This window comes from Azonexus hydrophilus, assembly GCF_038368255.1.
Lineage (GTDB): Bacteria > Pseudomonadota > Gammaproteobacteria > Burkholderiales > Rhodocyclaceae > Azonexus > Azonexus hydrophilus.
In genome coordinates this window covers 2302411-2325482 of record NZ_CP151406.1, presented here as the reverse complement: position 1 = coordinate 2325482, position 23072 = coordinate 2302411, and the positions used below count along the sequence as shown (strand labels likewise).

At 61.8% G+C, this 23072-nt stretch carries 16 protein-coding genes; 4 read left to right on the top strand and 12 right to left on the bottom strand.

Going from position 1 to position 23072, the window contains the following annotated elements:
• Positions 1–2: 2 nt before the first annotated feature.
• Together AADV58_RS11180 and AADV58_RS11175 are read right to left on the bottom strand one after the other, a co-directional pair.
• Positions 3–317 carry a helix-turn-helix domain-containing protein gene (locus tag AADV58_RS11180; RefSeq protein WP_211226423.1) on the bottom strand — a complete coding sequence of 105 codons (315 nt, stop codon included), beginning with the start codon at positions 315–317 and terminating at the stop codon, positions 3–5.
• A gap of 25 nt (positions 318–342) precedes the next feature.
• Positions 343–5364, bottom strand: coding sequence for a retention module-containing protein (locus AADV58_RS11175; RefSeq protein ID WP_341743201.1), 5022 nt, complete (start codon positions 5362–5364; stop codon positions 343–345).
• Between the two features lie 343 nt (positions 5365–5707).
• Between AADV58_RS11175 and AADV58_RS11170 the strand changes: the two genes are divergently transcribed.
• A complete protein-coding gene (locus tag AADV58_RS11170) occupies positions 5708–7396 on the top strand; it encodes a two-component system response regulator (protein WP_341743200.1) in 1689 nt (562 codons plus the stop codon).
• Here AADV58_RS11170 and AADV58_RS11165 read toward each other — a convergent pair.
• The 4 genes from AADV58_RS11165 to AADV58_RS11150 all read right to left on the bottom strand — a co-directional run bounded on the left by AADV58_RS11165 (position 7393) and on the right by AADV58_RS11150 (position 12697).
• Entirely contained in the window at positions 7393–8844 is a 1452-nt protein-coding gene (locus AADV58_RS11165; RefSeq protein ID WP_051295452.1) for a TolC family protein, read from the bottom strand. The two genes, AADV58_RS11170 and AADV58_RS11165, sit on opposite strands and share 4 nt — an antisense overlap.
• Positions 8838–11000, bottom strand: a complete 2163-nt coding sequence (locus AADV58_RS11160; protein ID WP_341743199.1) for a peptidase domain-containing ABC transporter — start codon at positions 10998–11000, stop codon at positions 8838–8840. The genes AADV58_RS11165 and AADV58_RS11160 overlap by 7 nt, the downstream gene beginning before the upstream one ends.
• 34 nt (positions 11001–11034) lie before the next feature.
• Complete coding sequence (locus AADV58_RS11155) at positions 11035–12303, bottom strand: HlyD family secretion protein (RefSeq protein ID WP_028995438.1); 1269 nt, start codon at positions 12301–12303, stop codon at positions 11035–11037.
• A gap of 178 nt (positions 12304–12481) precedes the next feature.
• On the bottom strand, positions 12482–12697 hold the full coding sequence (locus AADV58_RS11150; RefSeq protein WP_028995439.1) for a hypothetical protein: 216 nt from the start codon (positions 12695–12697) through the stop codon (positions 12482–12484).
• A gap of 331 nt (positions 12698–13028) precedes the next feature.
• On the opposite strand from AADV58_RS11150, the gene AADV58_RS11145 reads away from it, so the two are divergent.
• Positions 13029–14489: an O-antigen ligase family protein gene (locus AADV58_RS11145; protein ID WP_341743198.1), complete on the top strand. Its 1461-nt coding sequence runs from the start codon at positions 13029–13031 to the stop codon at positions 14487–14489.
• 49 nt (positions 14490–14538) lie between these two features.
• On the top strand, positions 14539–15993 hold the full coding sequence (locus tag AADV58_RS11140; RefSeq protein ID WP_341743197.1) for an aminoacyl-histidine dipeptidase: 1455 nt from the start codon (positions 14539–14541) through the stop codon (positions 15991–15993).
• On the opposite strand, the gene AADV58_RS11135 is transcribed toward AADV58_RS11140, so the two are convergent.
• Positions 15980–16789, bottom strand: a complete 810-nt coding sequence (locus AADV58_RS11135; RefSeq protein ID WP_028995441.1) for a LuxR C-terminal-related transcriptional regulator — start codon at positions 16787–16789, stop codon at positions 15980–15982. The two genes, AADV58_RS11140 and AADV58_RS11135, sit on opposite strands and share 14 nt — an antisense overlap.
• A gap of 137 nt (positions 16790–16926) precedes the next feature.
• Between AADV58_RS11135 and AADV58_RS11130 the strand changes: the two genes are divergently transcribed.
• The gene (locus AADV58_RS11130; protein ID WP_081700239.1) at positions 16927–18135 is read left to right on the top strand and encodes an HD domain-containing phosphohydrolase; all 1209 of its coding nucleotides are present in this window, start codon (positions 16927–16929) and stop codon (positions 18133–18135) included.
• Between the two features lie 3 nt (positions 18136–18138).
• Here the strand turns inward: AADV58_RS11130 and AADV58_RS11125 are convergent, their stop codons facing one another.
• The 5 genes from AADV58_RS11125 to dapD are packed head-to-tail and all read right to left on the bottom strand — an operon-like array spanning position 18139 to position 23065.
• On the bottom strand, positions 18139–19005 hold the full coding sequence (locus tag AADV58_RS11125; RefSeq protein ID WP_341743196.1) for a spermidine synthase-like protein: 867 nt from the start codon (positions 19003–19005) through the stop codon (positions 18139–18141).
• Between the two features lie 9 nt (positions 19006–19014).
• Positions 19015–19911: a 50S ribosomal protein L3 N(5)-glutamine methyltransferase gene (prmB, locus tag AADV58_RS11120; protein ID WP_341743195.1), complete on the bottom strand. Its 897-nt coding sequence runs from the start codon at positions 19909–19911 to the stop codon at positions 19015–19017.
• A complete protein-coding gene (gene dapE, locus AADV58_RS11115) occupies positions 19908–21041 on the bottom strand; it encodes a succinyl-diaminopimelate desuccinylase (protein ID WP_341743194.1) in 1134 nt (377 codons plus the stop codon). The genes prmB and dapE overlap by 4 nt, the downstream gene beginning before the upstream one ends.
• On the bottom strand, positions 21041–22225 hold the full coding sequence (locus AADV58_RS11110; RefSeq protein WP_341743193.1) for a PilT/PilU family type 4a pilus ATPase: 1185 nt from the start codon (positions 22223–22225) through the stop codon (positions 21041–21043). Before AADV58_RS11110 ends, dapE begins: the two co-directional genes overlap by 1 nt.
• A gap of 24 nt (positions 22226–22249) precedes the next feature.
• Positions 22250–23065 (bottom strand): 2,3,4,5-tetrahydropyridine-2,6-dicarboxylate N-succinyltransferase, encoded by an 816-nt coding sequence (dapD, locus tag AADV58_RS11105; protein WP_028995446.1) that lies wholly within the window; start codon positions 23063–23065, stop codon positions 22250–22252.
• Positions 23066–23072: the final 7 nt, after the last annotated feature.

The following is a 23072-nucleotide window of genomic DNA, read 5'->3' as shown; positions in this document are numbered from 1 at the left end:
ATTCAGGCGGCTCCCATGTGCAGCGAAGCAGACGGTTTGGCGCGACGGATGCGCGGCTTGCCAGAAATGTTCTGCAGGGTTTCCACGGATTTCCCGTTACGCAGTTCCTTGAGCAGGCGTTCGGCGCCCTTGGTCTCGCCGTAGGCAAGATGGATCAGCAGCAAGACCTGTTTGGGAATGGTTCGCCCCGTTTCATAGCGTGATCCCCCGGACTGGGTGACCAGAATGCGTTTCCAGAAGTCGGACTGTTTCATCCCCATGCGATCGCGAAGGTCGCGGATGTCCTGGCCGGTGGTGCAGATCAGTACTTTGTCCATGCTGTTTCTCCCTTGTGAAGATGGCTTAATCGACCAGCAGTTTTCCCTGCTGGAGCAAGTTCTGGATGATTTGGCTATTACCGGTGAATTGACCACCTTCACTGAAATCGACACCCTCGATGACGATTTGCTGCGTGACCGCGGCCCCATTGCCGAGTGGGTTGATATGGATGGTCGTGCCGCTGGCGGTGGTTTCGAAATGCAGGTATTGCGTCAGATTGCCGGGCGCGAAACCGTCGTGGTACTCGCCTTGCAGCAGATCCCGCAGATCGATGATGTCGCCGCCAGCACCAACCGGGGCGTGCAGGTTGAAATCCATGATCCGGTCGATGGCGGGTGTGTCTACCGTGCCCTGATCACCGAATTCCCAGCGGAAAACATCGCTGCCATCGCCGCCCCAGAGCAGGTCGTTGCCCTTGCCGCCGATCAACAGATCGTTGCCGTTGCCAGCGTGAAGTGCGTCGTCACCGGCGCCGCCTCGCAACAGGTCGCTGCCATCGCTGCCGATGAGCACATCGTTGCCGTCATGGCCGTAGAGGCGGCTGCCTTCCTGGGTGGCGGTCAGCGTGTCGTCCTGTGACGAGCCTTCGATGATCCGTCCGTTCTGATCCGGGGTGCTGAGCAGACCGACTTCTGCCAGCGAGCCGACGCTGCTGGTGCTGCTCAGTCCATTGCTGTCGGTTGCGGTGATGCTGGTGGCGCTGAGAACGCTGACGTCGAGCAGCGACTGCTCGTAATGCACGGTGCCGAGAAGCTCGTTCAATGCCAGGTTGTCGATGGTGCCGCCATCCTTGGCCGTGATGACCAGGGTCGAACTGGGCAGGATCAGACCGAGCAGACCCGGATTGTTGATGATCGTGAGATTCAGCCCCAGTTCGTCGGCCAGCGCATGCGAGGCCTTCAGGTAGTAGGGGCCGAGGTTGATCAGCGAGCGGTAGGAGATTTCCAGCTTGGCGATATTGTTGTTGGCATCGACGGCGGTGAACCGCGTGCGTGTTCCCAGATCGATCAGGTCGAGGGCATCGAGCCCGATGATGCCGAGCAGGTTGTTGCTGGTTTCGATGCCGGTGACCGGGGCGACATTGACGGTCGATGGTGTGCCGGTGCCGATGAACTGCAACGAGCCGGTGGCCTGGTCGCCATCGTTGTCGACCAGGATGAATTCGACCTGGGTCGTGCTGCCGCGAGGCGGCGCTTCGGCGACGTGGTATTGATAGCTGCCATCGCAAAGGCCGATGCGGATGGTTTCGCCGGCGGTGGTCTGCACGGTCAGTGTCCGGGCGACCGGGTCGAATTGATAGCCGCTGACCGTCGCCGAAGTGCCGCTGACGGCGATGGTGTTGGCCTGCGCGTCATAGGCAAAGAGGTAACCGCCGATGGCGAGCGCGGCGACATGCCCGCCGTCCGCACCGAAGCCTCCCAGGCTGCCGCTGAGCGTGGTCGGGCCGCTGACTGTCGCCGCGAAGACGCAGGCCATTTCGTTGAAATCGCCAATCCAGTAGCCGTTCAGGTCGGATTCTGCCTGACCGTCCCAGGCAATCGGGTTGAGCTGGTTGGGGATGATGATGGAACGTGGGCCGACACCGATGGCCTGCGAGGTCATGTCGTTGTCGTTGAGGAACTGGCGCCAGGCGCATTCCTCGTCCCGGTCGATGCCGTCGCCGAGGAAGGGGTCGAACTGTCCCGGATAGTTGAAGGGATGTCCGCTGCTGTCGATGGTCGGTTCGCCATCGGAGAAGAAATACGAGACATTCTGCCCGCCGGCGATTTTGCCGTCGCTGGCAAACGCCAGCTGGGCTGTGGCCAGGGCGGCGTCGTAGTTCGAAGCTTCATTCCCGGCTTCCAGGCCGGCGAGCAGCAGGCGTGCCTCGTCGATGGTCAGCCAGCGTTCGCCCAGTGCATGTCCGTCGTTGCCGAAGACCACCAGACGAACCTTGACGTCGCCCAGCGCGTCGTAGCGGTCGAGCAGGTCGCGGATGGCGATCTTGGCCAGATCCAGTCGGCTCAATTCCTGGCCGTCCAGGTCCTTGACGCCGGTGCGCTGATTCATGCTGGCGGAGAGGTCGAGCATGATCATCAGGTTGGTATCGACACCGTCGCCATCGCCGATCCGGATCGCCTGGTTGTTGGCCAATGGCGCGTCGTCCTCGATGTGCACCGTCAGGCTGGCTTCGGTTTGCTGGCTGCCGTCGTTTGCCCGGATCGTGAATTGCAGGCTTTCGATGTTTTCACCGTTGCCGCTTGGGTGATCGATGGGTTTCAGCAGGCGGACTTCATAATTTCCCTGGCTGTCGATTCTGGCGCAGATGACTTCCGGACCGAGTGCGCCGGCACGACCGACGAGCGGGGAGTCTTCGGTTCCCGCCCCCGACCAGACAATCTGGACGCCACCGGAATAGAGCGCCTGGCTCGGCGGGGCAAGGCACAGGGATAGCGCGGCGTTGCCGTTGACGATGCCGATGGTGCCACTGGCAGTCGGTTCATCGGTGTTGTCGTGCGGATTGCCCTCGCGGTCCGGAATGCCGTGGCGCAAGCCTTCTTCCGAGACACTGACTTCGGCATCGACAATGATCAGGTTGGTCCAGAAAAGCGCTTGCGCTTCGCCGCGTGGCGTCGTGTTACCGGCCGGATCGCGGATTTCGGCCTCGACGGTAATCGTGGTGCCGTGCGCCTGGGGCGGGAAATGGGTGGTGACGAAGCCGGCTTGCTTGTCGGCGGCGGTGATCTGGATTTCCCGGGTCAGTTGGCCGGAAGTGACGACAACGATGTCGCCGATATCCACCTTGTCGCCATCGAAGCGAACCTGAACGTCCACTTCGCCGTTCAGTTCGGCAGCGCTGATCCGGCCGTCACCGTTTGCATCCTCGGTGATTTCGACCAGCGGGGCATTGCCTCCGTTGGGCGCCAGGGTGTCGATGGTGGCGCCGGCATGTCCGACCTTGCCAAGATTGCCGGCCGGGTCGCGGACCTGTGCGGAGACGTCGATTCTCTGACCTTCACCCGGGTTGTCGAACTCAAATGCCACGCTGCCACGAATCACGTCGCTCTGGGTCATGACGATGGGGGCGAGCACCTGACTGTTGACGGTGATCAGCAGTTGATCGCCGGCGCGGATGGTCGGGGGGAGGGTGATGCTGACGTCGATCTTTCCCTGCAATTCGGCGGCGTTGATCCAGCCGTCACTGTTCCTGTCCTCAAGGATGAAGACCTGGGGCGCTCCCGGTTCGCCCAGCATCAGGCGGGCGCTGGCTTCGGCCGGTCCGGCGGAATTGCCCGCAATGTCGCGGATCGTGGCGGTTGTGACAAAGGTCGTGTCGTCCGCCGTGGGGTTGAATTTGACGTCGAGGTGACCGGCGGCGATGTCGGCTGCGGTCAGCGTGAACACCTGGTCGACATTGCCGCTGCCGGACACCGTCAGCGAATCCCCGACGGCTGCACCGGCAGGAAGCGTTACCCGGACATCGATGTCGTTGTCGCGCAGTTCTTCCCGGTTGATGAAACCATCGCCATTGCGGTCTTCGGTGATGGCAACGCTCAGGCCGCTGAACACGGTGGTGTCGATGATGGCCGAAGCTTCGCCGGTGGGGCTGGTGTTGCCGGCCAGGTCACGGATGAAGGCGGTGACCGTGACGGTTTGGCCGTCGCCTGGATTTGGAATGCCACCGATATCGACGTGACCGTTGCGGATATCCTGCTGGGTCAGCAGGATCGGCAGGCGGGCGTTGCCATTGACGCTGACGAACAGCCATTCTCCGGCGCGGGCGCCGGATGGCAGGCCGATGCGGGCATCGATGTCGCCTTGAAGCTCGGCCGCATTGATGTAGCCGTCGCGATTGAGGTCGTCCAGCAGGGTGACGCGTGGCGCACCGATGTCGCTGGTTTCGATGATGGCGGCAGCGCTGGCCTCATTGGACAGATTTCCGGCCGGGTCGCTGACCTGAGCGCGAACTTCGAGCTTGCTGCCATTGCCGGGCGGATCGAGTTCGATTTCCACGCGGCCTGCGTCGATATGGGCCTGGGTCAGTTCGATGGTGATCGTCGAATGCCCGGTCGCCCAGATGGTCAGCAGATCGCCGGCAATCGCTTCCGGCGGCAGGGTGAATTCAACGTCGACCTTGCCCTGCAATTCCGCCTTGTTGATGTAGCCATCGCCATTGATGTCCTCGGTGATGGTGACGACCAGTCCCTGCAGGTTGCTGGTGTCGATCTTTGCCGCTGCGCTGCCGCGTTCCGAGGCATTGCCGGCCGGGTCGATCAGGTAAGCGTCGACGACCAGCACGCTGCCATGCGGCGGGATGGGAAAATCGGTGGTGATGTAGCCATTGGCCTTGTCGCCGGCGTTGATCACGATATCGCGGACGATCGTGCCGTCCGAGACGCGTACGGTATCGCCGACATCGACCAGGTCGCGATTGAACTCGACTCTTACATCGGCATTGCCATTGGCTTCGGCGCGGTTGATGAAGCCGTCGTTGTTGGCATCTTCAACAATGATGACCCGGGGAGCAGCGCCGCCGTTGGGCGGTGTGTTGTCGTCCGGAAGCAAGTTTCCAGCTGAGAGCACTGCCTCATCCGAGAGCGCGAGGCCGGATCGGTCGCCCGTTCCGAAATTGTAGGCCGTTGCCGCGCCGCCGATTTCCTCCAGGATGCGTGCGAATTCGATGAAGCTGTGACCGCCTTCGCTGGTGGCGCCTGCTTGCCCTGCGGCCGGTGCTTCTTCGTCCAGCAGTTCGTCGAGCGGTGCATTGCTGGCCAGGGCCTGGGTGATCTGGCGGAAGCCGTCGCTGCCGGTGCGTATGGCGCTATCGTCCGGCGAACTGGTGCCGGCGACCTCATTATCGAAGACGACGGTCTGACTGTTGCCAAGCCGGATCTCGCGGCCGTCGTTCGCGGCCAGAACGATATCGGCGTTGGCGCCGGTGACGACTGTTTCGCCGGGGAGAAGCCTGTCACCGGCCTTGAGTTGCCGGCTGGATCCATTTTTCGTGATGGCAAATGCGCTGCCGTTCAGCGAGACCACCTGGGCGATAGGGTTGGTTTGTGACATGACTTGATTCCTCGCACCGAATTTGATGTGCCCTGGATGGGCAGGGGGGCTTATGCAAGCTGTTGTATCAAATTATACGATAAAATCAAATTAACCAAGCATTTTCATTTCGCGTTTTGCGTTGTTTTTGCATTCATGGCGGCTCGTTCTACCGCTGCGCTCGATCGCTTTGGCAGCGAAATATTTGGCCGTTGTTTGTTTAAGTTGTTGTAAAAATGATTTATTTTCTGTTTTTCGGTTTGTTTGTGTGGCGGTTGAGCGTTTGCATGCCTGGAATTTTGCGTATCACTATCGATGAAGCGAGGTATCATATTTGAACGAATAGTTCGTTTTGAGGTGTGTCATGCGACTTGAGTCACATCTGCTGGATGAAGCGAAGGCGTCGATACTGGCGGTGGATGACACGCCGGCCATTCTTCAGTTGCTCGAACTGACCTTGGGGATCGATTACGAGATCGTTCCCGTTGAATCGGGGCAGGCGGCGCTTGATGCCTTTCGTCAGCGTCAGTTCGATCTCGTCATGCTTGATCTGATGATGCCGGACATGGATGGCTTCGAGACCTTGAAACGGCTCAAGGAACTGCCATCCTTCGAGGGGACGCCGGTCATCTTCCTGACGGCCATGGATGATCTGACCAACGAATGCAGTGCCCTGGAACTCGGGGCGGACGATTACATCACCAAGCCGTTCAAGCCGAATCTGGTTCGTCTCAGAATCGCCAACATCCTGCACCGGGTCCGTTTGCAGCGTTTGTTGTCGCTGGCCCTGGCCGGGGCCGACCAGGGGCTGTGGTCATGGAATCTGGATGGCGGGGTAAGAATTGCTTCTGCCTGGAGCCAGCCCTTGACTGTCGATGGGCAGGTCAAGGCGCTCGAGTTCAAGGATTGGCGGGAGGTTTGCCACCCCGATGATGTACCTGCCGTAAGCGAAGCCAGTCGCGACTATTTGTCCGGTCTCAAGCCGGCGTTCGAAATCGATGTTCGCCTGCGGCGCCTCGGCGGGACGTGGACCTGGTTCAATATCCACGGCAAGTTCAGCGGTGCCGAGATGATCATTGGCACCTATCGCAATGTCGAGGCGCGCAAGCAGGCTGAGTTGAAACTTCGCGAGAGCGAAGAGCGCTTGCGCCATGTCATGGATGCGACCGGCGAAGGTATCTGGGACTGGGCCGTCCAGGAGCCGATCGTTCGGCATAACGCTGCCTGGTGCCGCTTGTTCGGTCTGGGCGAGGAAACGGCCAATCACCCGGTGGCCGAGGTGCTGGCCATGATCAATCCGGATGACCGGCCCGAGGTCGAACGCCTGCTGCACGAATGCCTGGTCAACGATCAGCAGTTTTTTGCCGAGTACCGTGTCCGTCACGTCGATGGCTGGGATGTCTGGGTCCAGGCACGTGGCAAAGTCGTCGAGCGTGCGGCCGATGGCTCCCCCTTGCGCATGGTCGGGGCGTTGCAGGATATCTCGGAGAAAAAGCGGATCGAGGAAGAGTATCGCCGTCTGGCCCTGTTCGATACCTTGACCGGCCTCCCCAATCGCCGCTTGCTGATTGATCGCCTGGTCCAGGCGATCGAGCAGAATCGCCGCAATGCGACGCTGGGGGCGCTGATGTTCATCGATATGGATCGTTTCAAGACGCTCAACGACACCCTGGGCCATGATCACGGCGACATGCTGCTGATCGAGGTGGCTCGCCGCTTGTCGGGCGCTGTCCGGAAAATGGACACGGCGGCCCGTCTCGGCGGTGACGAGTTCGTCATCATGCTGCCGCAGTTGTCGGCGGATGCCGCCATGGCCATGAAAGACGCCATGACCGTGGCCAACAAGGTACTGCGCAATCTGGGGGTGAGCTATCAACTGGGCCGTCATGAGTACGACAGCACGCCGAGTATTGGCCTGAGCTTGTTCTCAGGGGCCCATGGCGAGACTGTTGATGGCATTCTCCGGCGCGCCGATGCAGCGATGTACGAGGCCAAGCGGACCGGCCGGAATCGTATCTGCGTCGATCAGGCATTCGCCCCGGCAAACGCTTAGCGTATCGCCCACATGCCGAGTTTGCCGGTACTTGCCGCCAGTTGCAGGCGGGCGCTGAGCCAGCCGGAAAGCGCCTCGATGCGGCGCTGCTCGGCATTGGCTACGGCACTCTGGGCGCTCAGCAGTTCGAGGATGTTGCCGACGCCGGCGCGAAATCGTCCTTCGGCGACTTCATAGGAACGACGCGCGCTGTCGAGCAGGGTCTGGGCGGCTTCGATATGGGCTTTCCGGGTATTGAGTGCCTGGTAGCTTTTCCAGACGTCGAGCATGACCTGTTGCTCCATCTTTTCCAGCTCGGCCTGCAGTTGTTCAACCTGACTGTTGGCGGCACGAACCTTGTAGCCGCGGCCAAAGCCCTCGAATAGCGGAATGCTCAACTGCATGCCGACGACGTTGTCGCGAAAGACTGCACCGGTGGCTGGATAGCCGGAAATGGGAATGTGCTTGTCCTGCCGGCGTTCGCTGGCCTCGGCAGAAAATCCGAGCACCGGCCTGCCTTCGGCACGAACGGCCCGAACCCGGGCCCGGGCGGCGTTCAGTTCGGCGCGGGCGGCTTGCAGCGCGGGGTGATGGCTGCCGGCTTCCTCGAACAGGTCGTCGATACTGGTGCCGATGCCGGTTTCGGGCAGTTTCTGGGTCCTTTCCGGCAGGAGCAGGCGGGTCTTCGGGGACAGACCAATGGCCGTGGCCAGGCTGCCGGTGGCATTCTCCAGTTCGCCCTGAGCGCTGACCCGTTTGAGCCGGGCATCCGACAGGGCGACGGCAGCTTGCAGCTTGTCGGTCAGCGCGCCGGCACCGGCGGCATGTTTGGCAGTCGTTGCCTCCAGGTTTTTCCGGGCGGAGTTTTCGGCTTCTTCGCTGGCACGGAGTACGGCCTGTGCGGTTTGTACATCGAAATAGCGCTGTGCCGTTTCCAGCAAGGTGCGCTGAATTGTCTGATCGTGGCTGGCGTTGGCCGCATCCAGCAAGGCCGCTGCCTGCTCCACATTCGCCCGGCGCAAGCCGGTGTCGGCAATGGTCCAGCTGAGTTTGAGACTGGCGGTGCGGGTGCGTGGCTGGGTTTTGGCGTCCAGCACATCGTAGGGTTTTTCGTAGGTATTGCTGGTCGTCTGGGCCAGATAGCCGAAGTTGGCGCTCAGGTTCGGCAGATAGGCGGATCTGGCAACCCCGAGCTGGGCTGCCTGGATTTTCGCCTGTGCCCAGGCAGCCCGGCTCTGCGGACTCTGGCACAGGGCGCGTTCGATGGCCTCGTGCAGTTGCAGGCTGCCCTTGGGTTCGTCGAATGCGCAGATGATGGGCGTGTCATCATCAAGCAGAGGCAGTGCGGAGGGTGGCAGGCGGCTTTCGGTCAGGAGCAGGTCAGGGGGATTGGCGCGGGCAAGCCCGGAGCACGCAAGCAGCAGGCAGCCAAACAGGCAGCCGATCCGCCATGCAGTTTTTCCTACCATTGCCCACCTCGGGCGATACGCTCGAGATCGAGCTCGCTGGCTGGGATGTCGCGGATGATCCGCCCCTGGTCGAGAATGACCACCCGGTCTGCGCTGGCAATGGTTTCCGGACGATGGGCGACGATGATGCGGGTGATGTTCAGTCCCTTGATTGCGGTGTTGACCCGTTTTTCGCAGGAAATATCGAGGTGGCTGGTCGCCTCGTCGAGGAACAGGATGCTCGGCCGTTTGTACATGGCCCGCGCCAGCAGGACGCGCTGCTTCTGACCACCGGAAAGCGCGGTGCCCATGTCGCCGATCAGGGTGTTGTAACCCATCGGCATTTCCATGATCTCGTCGTGAATGGCGGCAAGCTTTGCACATTCCTCGATGCGGTCGGGCTCGGGATGATGGTCGAAGAAGCTGATGTTGTCGGCGATCGACCCGGCAAACAGGACGTCATCCTGAAGAACGGTACCGACCATCTCGCGCAGGGCGCCGATACCGACCTGATTGACGCTGCTGCCACCGATCAGGACATCGCCTTCGGTCGGAGTCCGGATGCCGAGCATGGTGCTGATCAGGGTGGATTTGCCACAGCCCGAGGGGCCGATGATGGCGATCGATTCGCCCGGATGTACGGTCAGGTCGATGCCGTCGAGTACCCACGGTTCGCCATCGGCGTAGCGGTAGCGAAGCGCCTTCAGCTCGATGGAGGCTTCCGGCGTGCCGTGGCTTCCGGGCGTTGAAATCGATTTTTCGGCATGGCTTTCCGGGGTCGCGAAGACGATATCGGCCAGACGTTCGCCCTGCAGTTGCAGCATCTTGATTTCGACCAGCTTGTCGATCAGGGCGCTGACGCGTGAGTCGAACTGATCCTTGTAGGCGCTGAACGCCATCAGTGCGCCGACGGTAAAGTGCCCGTCAAGAATGAGCTTGGCGCCGAGCCAGATGACGAGGATGCGTTCCACACCGAACAGCAGGCCGTTGGCCAGGCGATAGAAAATCTGCAGTTTCTGGTTGCGCAGATCGGCATTGATCTGGTCGACGAGCAGGCTCAGCCAGGTCGAGCGTCTTTCCTCCTGGCGCTGAAACAGCTTGATGCTGCGAACACCGCGTACGGTTTCGAGAAAATGGCTCTGTTGCTTGGCTGCATGGATGATCTGTTCTTCGGTGGCGTTGCGCAACGGTCGGTACCAGAGCCAGCGGACTATGCCGTAGAGCACCATGGCGCCGACCGCGATCCACGCCAGCGGCGGGCTGTAGATGAACATCACGATCAAGGTCACGATGGTCATCGCACCATCGAGAATGCCTTCGACAAAAGCGGTGGTCAGCGTTTTCTGGATGACATCGATCGAACTGAAACGGGAGACGACATCGCCCAGGTGGCGTTTCTCGAAATACTCGACCGGCAGACGCAGCAAATGGGTGAACACATTCGCCCGCCACTGGATGTTCAGGGTCGTCGACATATGCATGATGACCCACGAGCGCAGTGCCGAAATGCCCTGTTGCATCAGCATCAGCAAACCGAATCCGATGGCCAGCGTACTCAGGAGATTCCGGTCGCCGGAGACGACGACGTTATCGATGACCCACTGGAGGAAAAACGGGCTGACCAGGGCAAAGACTTCGAGCGAGACGGCAAGCAACAGGATCTGGCCGAGCGAGCGGTAGAGGCCGGTGACGTGCCCCATCAACTGGCGCAGCCTGACCCGTTGCTTCAAGGTGACGGCCTTGAACTCGGTATTCGGCCACAACTCCAGCGCGACGCCGGTGAACTGACCGGAAACCTCGTCGAGCTTCAGCTTGCGCACGCCAAAGGCCGGGTCGTGAATGGTCACCGTGTTGCGGTCGACCTCCTTGAGTACGACAAAGTGATTGAAGTTCCAGTGCAGGATGCAGGGCAGGCGCAGTTGCGGCAGATCTTCCAGGTCGAGCTTGATCGGGCGGGTGGCGAGGTTCAGCGACTGCGCCATCTGCATCAGGTGTCCCAGCGTGCTGCCCTTGATCGAGACCAGGAACAGGCGGCGGAGCGTGGCCAGGTCGGTGCGCAGGCCGTGATAGCCAGCAACCATGGCGATGCTGGCCAGGCCGCATTCGGTGGCCTCCGTTTGCAGGATTTGCGGCAGCTTGCGGCGCAGGCCGAAGGATAGGTTTTCTAGAAAGGACATTGCTGGCCTGGGGCTAATGGTCGTTGAATACCGGTCAGAGTTTTCCGGTCAGGCTGAACAGGGGTTCCAGCACCCATTCATAGAGGCGGCGCGTTTCCTGCAGCACATCGGCTTCCAGCAGCATGCCGGCCTGCAGCGGGTGTTCTTCGCCGTAAGCCCGGATGGTTTGCGCGGTCAGGGCTACGGTAATCAGGTACAGCGGTTCGTGGGTCTGGTTTTCAACGCCGGCAGGGAGCAGGGCGGAAATTTCGCCAGCCGGTAGTGCTGTTCTCGCGACTGAAACGACCTGGCCCTCGGCGTGGCCGAATTTCTGATATGGGTAGGCCTGGTAACGCAGACGTACCGAGGCCCCCGGCTTGACGAAACCGACGGCCCGACTTGGCGCATAGAGCTGTGCTTCGAGGCGGCTGTCGGCTGGGACCACGCTCAACAGCGGGCGCCGGGCATCGGCCATCTGGCCCAGTTCGCCTACGACCGCAGTGGCTACTCCGTCGACCGGGGCGGTAATGGCGATCATTCGGCGTCCCTCGTTCTCGCTCAATTCCTGGCTGGTGCTGGAGATGTAGCGTTCGATCTGGGCCAGCTGGTTCTGCTGCTTGAGGCGCAGTGCACCAAGATTTTCCTGGCGCATGGCCAACTCGCGACGCAGGGCAATCTGCTCGCGCTCGATGCTCTTCAGTCGTGCTTGCTGATCGAGCCATTCCTCGTGCTTTTGTTGCTGTTGCTCGCGCGAGATGTAATCCTGTTCAAGCAGGGACTGGTAACGGCGGCTGGTTTCGTCGGCCAGTCCGACACGCGCCCGTTGGCCGTCGAGCAGGCTGTCGACTTTTTCAAGTTCCGCCTGGAGGGCCTGGATCTGGCGCCGCAGCCCATCCTGTTCTTCCTGTTGCAGGCGGCTCGTCCGCTCCAGTTCCCTTTCCAGGGATTCCTGGCGCGATCCCAGTTGCTCGCTGATGCTGGCCTGTACTGATTCCAGGGTGCTGCTTTGCCGCTCGCTCGATAGCAGGAAAAGTATTTCGCCGGCACGGACGCGCTGTCCTTCGCTCACCCGCTTTTCCTGGATGATGCCGGCTTGCGCTGCATAAACGCGTAGCAGACCGCCGTTCGGGACCAGGTGTCCGCTTACGCTGCTGCGCTTGGTATAGCTGCCAAAGGTGAATAACAGCACGATCGACAGGGCGCAGATTGCCGCGACGATGCTCAGTATCCGGTAACTGAGAGGGCGGATGAGCAGGATGTCGCCGAAGGATTTCGGCTTCTGGGCCTCAAGGGCCGCTTGTCTGAATAGGGGCTGCGAGGCCATGCTGCAACTTCTGCTTTGAGGGAAAGACTGCCCTGTTTGATGAGGGCCGGCCTGCGCGAGGGGCGCGTGGGGGAAACTGAACCCGGTTTTGATCAGCCCAGGTCTGGCGGATCAGAAACGCGGGCTGACGGGGCGGGAGGAGGTCGTGTTCAGGGGCCCGCCCCGTTTTCCTGGCGTCTTAGCGGCAGGAATTACCCAGCAGACCGCCGAGCAGACCGCCCAGCAGGCCGGTCACGGTGCCAACCAGACCCTGAACCAGGCCGACAACCGGGGTCAGCAGGCCGCCAACCAGGCCGAGAACCGGGTTCAGAACGCCACCAAGCAGGCCACCCAGATCCAGGATGCCGCCGGAAACTGCTTCGATTTCGGTCTTGCTAAGCTCTTGAATTGCCATGTTGCTACTCCTTTAACGATTGAAAATGCCAAGTTGATGGCGGGTATTGCCCCGGGATGGGGTAATTCTTGGCGCATTTCTGCAATCACTGTCGCTTTATTTACTAAAACGCGCAGAACGCGAATCGAGTGCCATGATAATCAAATAAAATGAAAAAGCAACACTCTTTTTGTTGTCTTTGCGCGTGGTGCTTGCGAAGAAAATGATGTCTCTGACAAGGCTTGCTCATCCCTGGCGAATATCGGTGGCGGGCCCGACGGGCGCTGAAAATCCCTTGTCTGTATTCCATCGGCTTACTACACTAGCTGCCTTTCCCATTGCACTGTCGCCGATGCCTGAATCTCCTGCCGCGTCTTACCGTTCCTCCGATTCCGTCCGCGATCAATGGGTTTTTTACGGGCTGCTTGGCCTGTTGTGCTGGATTCCCTTGCCGCTGGGCAGTAACCGGACTTTTGCTGCCGGTATCGTGATTGTCTGGGCGGTGCTCTTGCTGGGCGGTGCCTTGTTTGCCTGGCGCAATCATGCGGCGGCGATGGCCGAGCGTTTGCGGCCCTTGCGCTGGCCGATCGTGCTGCTGGGCCTGTTCGTGCTGATTCCTTGGATACAGATTTTTCCGTGGCCGGCCGGGGTGATCGGTGCGCTGTCGCCGGAGGCGTTGGCGGTCTGGGACGGCGTCGGGCCGCCGCGGTTCACGCTGGATCCCTACCAGACGCAGTTCTTCGCGGCGCTGTCCTTTGCTTACTGGGCGGTTTTCGTGGTGGCCCTGCTGACGATACGCAGCCATCGTCGCCTTGACCTGCTGGCGCTGGTCATTGTCGGCAGCGGTGTGTTCCAGGCGATCATCGGTGCGCTGCTGTTTTCATTTGGCGCCAATTACACGCTGTTTTTCTCTGAGGTGATTCATGACCGCGTTCGGGGAAGTTTCGTGTATCACAACCACATGGCGGGTTACATGGAGTTATGCCTGTCGGTAGGCATCGGTCTGATGCTGGCCCGCCTGGGCGATGACAGCAGCGGCAGCCGCCACTGGCGCAGCCGCATGCGCGGGGCCATCGATTTCATGCTCAGCCCGAAGATGCTGTTGCGCTTGATGCTGGTGATCATGGTCATTGCCCTGGTGCTGACGCGGTCGCGGATGGGCAACGGCGGTTTCTTTGCCGCGCTGATCGTGGTTGGCCTCTTGTATATCGTGTTGTCGCGCAAGACGGCGCCGAAGGCGGTGGCGCTGATCGCCAGCCTGATCATCATCGACGTGGTGGTGATCGGCACCTGGGTGGGTCTGGAGAAGGTGGTCAGCCGGGTTCAGGAAACCTCGATGACCATTGAGGGCGAGGGGCGCGAGGAGTCGGTCGAATTGCGCTTGAGTGCGGCCCGGCATGCGATGGACATGGTGCAGGATTTCCCGGTGCTGGGCACCGGGGCGGGGAGTTTCTACGGGACTTACCTGCGCTACCGGACGCCGCGTGAGGGGTATTTCGACCACGCCCACAACGATTACGTCGAGATTGCCGCCGATTTCGGCCTGCCGGGGCTGGGGCTGCTCGGGGCTTTCGTTGCGCTGACGCTGGCCGCCGGGGTGCGGGTGCTGGTCAAGCGCCGATCCAGCCTGCCGCGCGGCATTGCTTTCGGTTCACTGATGGCGATGGTGGCGCTGATCATTCACAGCTGGGTCGATTTCAACCTGCAGATTCCGGCGAATGCGCTGACCCTGGTGGTGATCATGGCCATGGCCTGGTGCGCCGGTGCGCTGCCGTCCGGCGGCGGGCAAGGGCGGCGACGCCCGAGCGAATGACGCCGGCGCAGGCTTTCGGTAAGCTGCCGCCTTTTCTGCCGGATAGACCATGACTGCCGATTTGATTGCCGGACTCGATCCCGCTGCCGTGTGGCGCCATTTCGCCTTGCTCTGCGCGACACCGCGCGCCTCGAAGCAGGAGGCGGCACTGCGCGACAAGCTGCTGGCCTGGGCGCGGGAAAGGTCGCTGACCGCGCGGGTCGATGGCGCCGGCAACCTGATCCTGAAAAAGCCGGCGACGCCCGGCTGTGAGAACGCGCCGACGGTGGTCCTGCAGGCACACCTGGACATGGTCTGCCAGAAGAACGCCGACAGCGATCACGATTTCTCCCGCGATGCGATCAAGCCGGTGCTGCGCGATGGCTGGCTGATTGCGGAGAAGACGACGCTGGGCGCCGACAACGGCATCGGCGTGGCGCTGATCCTGGCCGCGATGGAAGATGAAACGCTACGCCACGGGCCGCTGGAAGCGCTGCTGACCATCGACGAGGAAGCCGGCATGGGCGGTGCCCGTGGTCTGGCGCCGGGCTTGCTCGATGCATCGCTGATGCTCAACCTGGATACCGAGGCCTGGGGCGAGTTCTATCTTGGCTGTGCCGGCGGGCTCGATGTCGATGTGCGCCGCGACGGCGAGCCCGAACCGCTGCCGGCCGGTTGGACGGTGCGCCGGATCGCGTTGAATGGGCTGCGCGGCGGGCATTCCGGCGTCGATATCCACGAGGAACGCGGCAACGCGATCAAGCTGCTGGTCGGCGTGTTGCACGACCTGGCCGGCGTCATGCCTTACCGGTTGGTATCGCTGCATGGCGGCTCGGCGCGCAACGCCCTGCCGCGCGAGGCTTTCGCCGTGCTGGCGCTGCCCGAAGCCGATGGGCTGGAGGCCTGGCTGGCGCAGCAGCAGGCGGCGTTGCGCGAACTGTTGCGCGGTGTCGATGACGGTATTGCCCTGAGCGCGCAAGCGGCGACGGCGGTTGCGGTCATGGACGGCGCCGAGCAATTCACCTGGCTGGCGTCGCTACATGCCGCACCGCATGGCGTGAAGCGTTTCAGCCGGCAGGTGGCAGGCGTGGTCGAAACCTCGAACAACCTCGGTATCGTCGAACTGACACCGGACGCCGGCTACGCCAATTTCATGGTCCGCTCGCTGGTCGACCGCGCGGCCGACGCGCTGGCCGACGAGATTGTCAGCCTGTTTGCGCTGTCCGGCACCGCTGCCGAAAAATCCGGCCAGTACCCGGGCTGGCAGCCGAACCCGGATTCGGCCCTGCTGCAAACCTGCCAGGCGGTGTTCAAGCGCGATTTCGGTGGTGATTCGACAGTCCAGGTGATCCACGCCGGCCTTGAATGTGGGCTGATCGGCGCCCAATACCCGGGCCTCGACATCGTTTCCTTCGGCCCGACCATCCACGGCGCGCACGCCCCCGGCGAGCGGGTCGAGGTGGCGTCAGTGGAACGTTGCTGGCGCCTGCTGCGGGCGATCCTCGGCGAGATCAGCGGCGGCTGAGTGGCGCTTTCCGCTGCTTGTCGTTGGCCTGACGCAGGATGTCGGTCTTCTGCAGCAATTCGACGACCGAGCTGACTTCGAATTTCTGGAAGATCACGCTGCGGTGGGTTTTGACGGTGTTGACGGAAATGCCCAGTTCTTCGGCAATCTCGGCATTCTTGCGGCCGTTGACGACCAGCCAGAAGACCTTGCGCTGGGATGCGGTCAGCGATTCGAAGCGGCCGACGATTTCGACGCGCTGACGTTGCGTCGCGGCAGCTTCAGCGCGCGATCCGGTGGTCGGGCGATTGGGAAAGACGTGCTGATCGAGCATGACCACCAGCTCGGCGTCGAAATCGATTTCCGGTGCTTCGGTCTTGCCCAGACGAACGAGGCGATTGTCGAACAGCGATGAGTGATTGCCCAGCCATTCACCAGTGAGCTTCTGCAGGAACAGGCTGGCTTCGTAAGGCGGTTCGCTTTGCACCTGCAAGGCCAGCCGCTTCAGTTGCCGGGCAATGCCTTCATGGGCCGCCTTGTGCGCCTTGATGTGGGCCTGGCACACCGGGGTGTCGGGCAGCAGCTCCATCATCTTTTCTTCGTAGGTTGCGTGGCCGATCAGGAAGGCGCCCAGTTCCCCGGTCAGGCTGGCCAGGCTGTTGCCGCATTCGGTTTGGCGGCCAGGCGGGCAATGGGCGCAAACCGGCTGTGACAGCGGCGTGCTTTCACTGCAGAAACTGGCGAGCTGCTCGACCATGTTCTCGAGGATGCTGTGTTGCTGATCGATTTCTGCATTGCCCGTATGGTGGATGCCCATGGTGCTTTTCTTTTTCTCGGTCCTGGTTGTGTAAGCGATTGAATTATATATTTTTACGGCTTCGTGAATATCACCCCACGGGGTGATGACTCGCCCCTGGGGGGTGATTACAGTGGAGGCATCTAGCGGAGGTGCCCATGAAAAAGAATTCGGTGTGCGAACATCAGGATCTGTTGAACCGGCTGAACGAGAAACTGACGATGTCGGAGAAGATCGGCTTCCTGCATCGCGTGTTGCGGCAGCGTTGCGAATTCGTTCATCGCATCGGGATCGCGGTCTACGATCCGCAGGACGACATGTTGCAGACATTCGCCCACAGCACGGAGGGCGAGAATCCGCTGGGCAATTACCAATGCCGTTTGCGGGATGCGAAATCCCTGTACCGCATTTCGCTCGATGGCAAACCCCGGGTCATCAACGACATGTCCGTGTTTGCGCGAAGCCGGAAAACCCATGCACGCAAACTGGAGACCCACGGCTACCAGGCAAGCTATACGGTGCCGATTTACCAGAACGCCCAGCTGGGCGGCTTCGTCTTCTTCAACTCCCGCCAGGCCGGGGTGTTTGACGAGTCGTCATTGCCGTATCTGGACATGATCGCCCGCCTGGTTTCCCTGCTGGTCAACATGGAATTGAAGCAGGTGCAGGTGCTGCTGGGGGCTTTGCGGACGGCAACCTGCTTTTCCGGGCACAAGGACCCGGAAACCGGGGCGCATCTGGCACGTATGGCGAGATTCTCCCGATTGATCGCCAATGCGGTGGCCCGGGATTATCGTCTGGACGATGAATTCGTCGAGGCGGTGTTCTGGTTTGCGCCGATGCACGACATCGGCAAGATCGCCATTCCCGATGAAATCCTGCGCAAACCTGGCAAGCTGACCGCGGGCGAGATGGCGGTCATGAAGACGCATACGACCAAGGGACGGGAAATGATCGAATCCATGCTCGGCAACTTCGGCCTTGAGGAATTCGGCTATGCCGACCTCGTCTGCCATATTGCCGAGTGTCACCACGAGAACTATGACGGTAGCGGTTACCCCTATGGTCTGATCGGCGAGGATATTCCGATTGAAGCGCGCATCGTGGCCGTGGCCGACGTGTTCGACGCCTTGACCTCCAGGCGCTCGTACAAGGAAGCCTGGTCGAACGAGGAGGCATTCGCCGTATTGCGCAAGATGGCGACCTGGAAGCTTGATCCGCGCTGCGTCGAAGCCCTGATCGCTTGTCGCGAGGAAATCGTCGACATCCAGGCGGCTTTCCGCGACGAGCACGAGCAAGCAGTGAAGTATGTCGATTCGCCGGTTTTTTCGGCGTTCCGGTTTTCCTGCAATCTGCAGCCGGCGTAAGCTTCAGCGCCCGCGGATCGCCTCGCGCCGGGCAAAGCCGAGCTTGGACGAGCGTTCCATCTTCTGCGCGAAGGCCGGGAAGTCGAGGCCGAGGCGGGCGCGCAATTCCTTGGCATGGTTGTGCAGCCAGCGCCAGCGCGGTTCGAAGTACTTTTCCTTGAATGCGTAGAGGATGTGGTTGCCGTCGTCGGGCACCGAAATGACGATCACCTGATCGTCGAAGACGTGCATCGCCTCGCCGATCAGCCCGGCGTAGCTGTCCTTGTCACCGGCCAGGTTGACCACCAGCACGCCGTTGCCGGAGAGCTTGGTGTAAGCGTTCTCGAAAAACTCGCGGTTGGCCAGCGCCGGGGCGAAGCCGGTGCGGTCGAAGGCATCGACCAGCAGCGCGTCGATACCTTTTTCGGTGTGCTCGATGAAGGCGGCACCGTCGCCTTCGATGATCTGCAAGCGTTCGTCGTCGGCAGGAACAAAGAAGGCGTCGCGCAGCGCGATCACGTCGGGGTCGAGTTCGACGGCGGTGATGTGCACGCCGGGCAGGCGGCGGTGGCAGAACTTGACGATCGAGCCGCCGCCCAGGCCGATCAAGGCGATGCGCTTGGGACGCGGATGGAAGAGCAGGAAGCCCATCATTTTCTGCGTGTAGCGCAGCGCCAGATCGTGCGGCGCTTTGAGCGCCATCTCGCTCTGCATCAGGCGGACGTTGAAGTAGAGGTAGCGCGACTTGCCGTCGTCGATGACGAAGGGCTTGGGGTAGCTTTCGTCGAGCAACTGGGCGCGCAATTCGCCGGCCCGCGCCCAGGCCGGTTCAAGCATCATGACCGTGCCGGTCTCGATCTCGAACGGGCTGGGGAGTTCGTAGAGTTTCAAGCCTGCGTCTTAGTCTGGCAGGTCAGCTGCGTTGAGCATGAATACGTATTCGTCGCCAGCGGCGGTGTCGAGCCAGGTGAAGGGCAGGTCGGGGTAGGCGGCTTCAAGCGCGTCGCGGTTGTGGCCGATTTCGACGACGAGGATGCCGTCTTCGCTCAGGTGCTTTTTCGCTTCGGCGAGGATGATGCGGGTGAAGTCGAGGCCGTCGTCACCCGAACCGAGTGCCATTTCCGGCTCGTGCAGGTATTCCGGCGGCAGCGCGTCGACCGATTCGGCATCGACGTAGGGCGGGTTGGAGATGATCAGGTCGTAGCGGCGGCCAGCCAGCGCCGTGAAGGCGTCGGAATGGACCGGATGTACGCGCTCGCCCAGGTGATAGTCGGCGATGTTGCGCTCGGCGACGGCCAGCGCGTCCTTCGACAGGTCGACGGCGTCGACCCGGGCGTTGGGGAAGTTGAGCGCCAGCTTGATCGCCAGGCAGCCGGAGCCGGTGCACAGGTCGAGCGCGTTTTCGACCGCCCACGGGTCGGCGACCCACGGTGTCAGCTGCTCGTCGAGCAGTTCGGCGATGAAGGAGCGCGGCACGATGACGCGCTCGTCGACGTAGAAGCGGTCTTCGCCGAGCCAGGCTTCGTGGGTCAGGTAGGCGGCCGGCAGGCGGTCCTGGCAGCGGTGGGTGTAGAGGTCGAGCAGGCGGGTGCGTTCTTCGGGCAGCAGGCGGGCGTCGAGGAAGGGTTCGAGGCGGTCGAGCGGCAGGTGTAAAGCGTGCAGCGTGAGATATACCGCTTCGTCCCAGGCGTTGTCGCTGCCGTGGCCGAAGAACAGTTGGGCGGCGTTGAAGCGGCTGACCGCGTAGCGGATGAAGTCGCGGACGGTGATCAGTTCGGTTTTGGCGGCGGCGGTCATGCGAGCAGGATCTTTTCCAGGATGCGGCGGTAGATCGCCGAGAGTTGCGCGGGGGCGTCGACGGCGATGCATTCGTCGATCTTGTGGCTGGTCGCGTTGGACGGGCCGATTTCCAGCAACTGGCCACAGATCGGCGCGATGAAGCGGCCGTCGGAGGTGCCGCCGGTGGTCGATAGTTCGGTTTCGATGCCGCAAACGCTGCGGATCGCCTCGATCGCCGCGTCAGCCAGCGGACCGCGACCGGTCAGGAAGGGGCGGGCGCCGAGCGTCCATTTGATCTCGTATTCCAGCCCGTGACTGTCAAGGATGGCGCACAGGCGCTGCTGCAGGCCTTCCGGCGTGCTGGCGGTGGAGAAACGGAAATTGAACTTGATTTCCAGTTGCCCGGGAATGACGTTGGTCGCACCGGTGCCGCCGTGGATGTTGGAGATCTGCCAGGTGGTCGGCGGGAAGTATTCGTTGCCCTGATCCCACTCGGTCGCTGCCAGTTCGGCGATGGCAGGGGCGGCCTGGTGGATCGGGTTGCGGCCTTTCTCCGGGTAGGCGATGTGGCACTGGATGCCCTTGACGTTGAGTACGCCGGAGAGCGAGCCGCGCCGGCCGTTCTTGATCATGTCGCCGAGCGTGTTGACCGAGGTCGGCTCGCCGATGATGCAGTAGTCGAGATGTTCGCCACGCGCCTGCAGGGCTTCGGTGACGGCGACGGTGCCGTCGTTGGCATCGCCTTCCTCGTCGGAGGTGAGCAGGAAGGCGAGCGACCCGGGGTGGTCCGGATGCGCGGCGACAAAAGCTTCAACCGCCGTGACCGAGGCGGCGACGCCGGTCTTCATGTCGGCGGCGCCACGGCCGTAGAGCTTGCCGTCACGGATTTCCGGGGCGAACGGCGGGCTGGTCCATCTTTCCAGCGGGCCGGTCGGGACGACGTCGGTGTGGCCGGCGAAGACGAACAGCGGCGCGGTGTTGCCACGGCGTGCCCAGAGGTTACGGGTGCCGTTGCGGTCCAGCCATTCCAGCGAAAAGCCGATGGCGGCCAGGCGGGCGCCGAGGATGTCCATGCAGCCCGCATCGTTGGGCGTGACGGACGGGCAGGCCATGATCTGGCGTGCCAGGTCGAGCGTGGTATCAGTCATCAGGGATTGTCTTCGTCGTCGGCGAGGCTGAGCTGGAATTCCTTGAACGAGGCGCCGCCTTCGTTGGTGCTGTCGAATTCCAGGCTGATGTCGGGCTTCTTCTCTTCCTTGCTGTTGCCGGAATTGAATTCGGAGTTGTTGATCAGCCACGACAGGTTGGTCGGCGAATCGGCATTGGCCAGGGCTTCGTCGAGGGTGATCGTGCCTTCGTGGTAAAGGCGGAAAAGATCCTGCTCGAAAGTCTGCGATCCCGGCGCCAGTGTCTGCTCCATCGCGTCCTTGATGCCCTGGACTTCGCCGCGCTCGATCAGCTCGCTGATGTGGCGCGTGTTGAGCATGATTTCGCAGGTCGGCAGACGTTTGCCGTCGGGTTTCTTGACCAGGCGCTGGGAGACGATGGCGCGCAAGGCCACCGACAGGTCAAGGAACAGCGCCGGCCGGTTCTCCAGCGGGAAGAAGCTGATGATCCGGTTGAGCGCGTGGTAGGAGTTGTTGGCGTGCAGCGTGGCCAGGCACAGGTGGCCGGTCTGGGCGTAGGAAATCGCCGCCTGCATGGTGTCGCGGTCGCGGATTTCGCCGATCAGGATGCAGTCGGGGGCCTGGCGCATCGCGTTCTTCAGCGCCGTACCCCAGTCGTGCGTGTCCATGCCGATTTCGCGCTGGTTGACGATGGATTTCTTGTGCTTGAACAGGAATTCGATCGGGTCCTCGACGGTCAGGATGTGACCGGTGCGCGTGGCATTGCGGTGGTCGAGCATCGAAGCGATGGTCGTCGATTTGCCCGAGCCGGTGGCGCCGACGATCAGGATCAGCCCGCGCTTTTCCATGATCATTTCACCGAGCAGCGGCGGCAGGCCGAGCGTGTCGAGCGGCGGGATGTTGCCGAGGATGAAGCGGACGACAATGCCGATCGAACCGCGCTGGCGGAAAATGTTGATCCGGAAGTTGCCGACTTGCGGCACGCCGAACGAGAGGTTCATCTCGTTGTTGGCTTCGAAGGTCTTTGCCTGATCCGGCGACATCAGTTCGTAGGCGATCTTCTCGATCATGTCGGGCAGCATGATCTGCTGATTGACCGGCATGGTCGTTCCCTGGATCTTGATGTGGATCGGCGTGCCGGCGGAGATGAAAATATCCGACGCCTGCTTTTCCGACATCAGCTGGAACAGTTTGTCGAGGATCATGGCAAGACCTTCGCGGAGAGGGGTTTAGGCGCGCAGCAGTTCGTTGATGCTGGTCTTCGAGCGCGTCTGGGCGTCAACCTTCTTGACGATGATGGCAGCGTAGAGGCTGTACTTGCCGCCGTCCTTGGGCAGCGAGCCGGAGATCACGACCGAGCCCGGGGGGATCTTGCCGTAGGTGATTTCGCCGGTTTCGCGGTCGTAGATCGGGGTGCTCTGGCCGATGTACACGCCCATCGAGATCACCGAGTTCTCGCCGACGACGACGCCTTCGACGACTTCCGAACGAGCGCCGATGAAGCAGTTGTCTTCGATGATCACCGGGCCGGCCTGGATCGGCTCAAGCACGCCGCCGATGCCAACGCCGCCGGAGAGGTGTACGTTCTTGCCGATCTGCGCGCAGGAACCGACGGTGGCCCAGGTGTCGACCATGGTGCCTTCATCGACGTAGGCGCCGATGTTCACGTAGGACGGCATGAGCACCGCGTTCTTGGCGATGAAGGCGCCCTTGCGCGCGAATGCGCCCGGCACGACGCGGAAGCCGCCGGCCTTGAACTGTTCTTCGGTCCAGCCCTGGAACTTGGTGTCGACCTTGTCGTAGAAGTTGATGTCGCCGGCCTTCTGGACGCGGTTGTCGCGGGTGCGGAAGGACAGCAGCACGGCCTTCTTGGCCCACTGGTTGACGATCCATTCGCCATTGACCTTCTCGGCGATGCGCAGCTTGCCGGCATCCAGGTCGGCGATCACCGATTCGATGATCTTGATCGCGTCGGCGGATTGGGTCGTCAGTTCGGTGCGCTTTTCCCAGAGTTCGTCGATGGTGGCTTGCAGCGGATGGCTCATGTGTTTT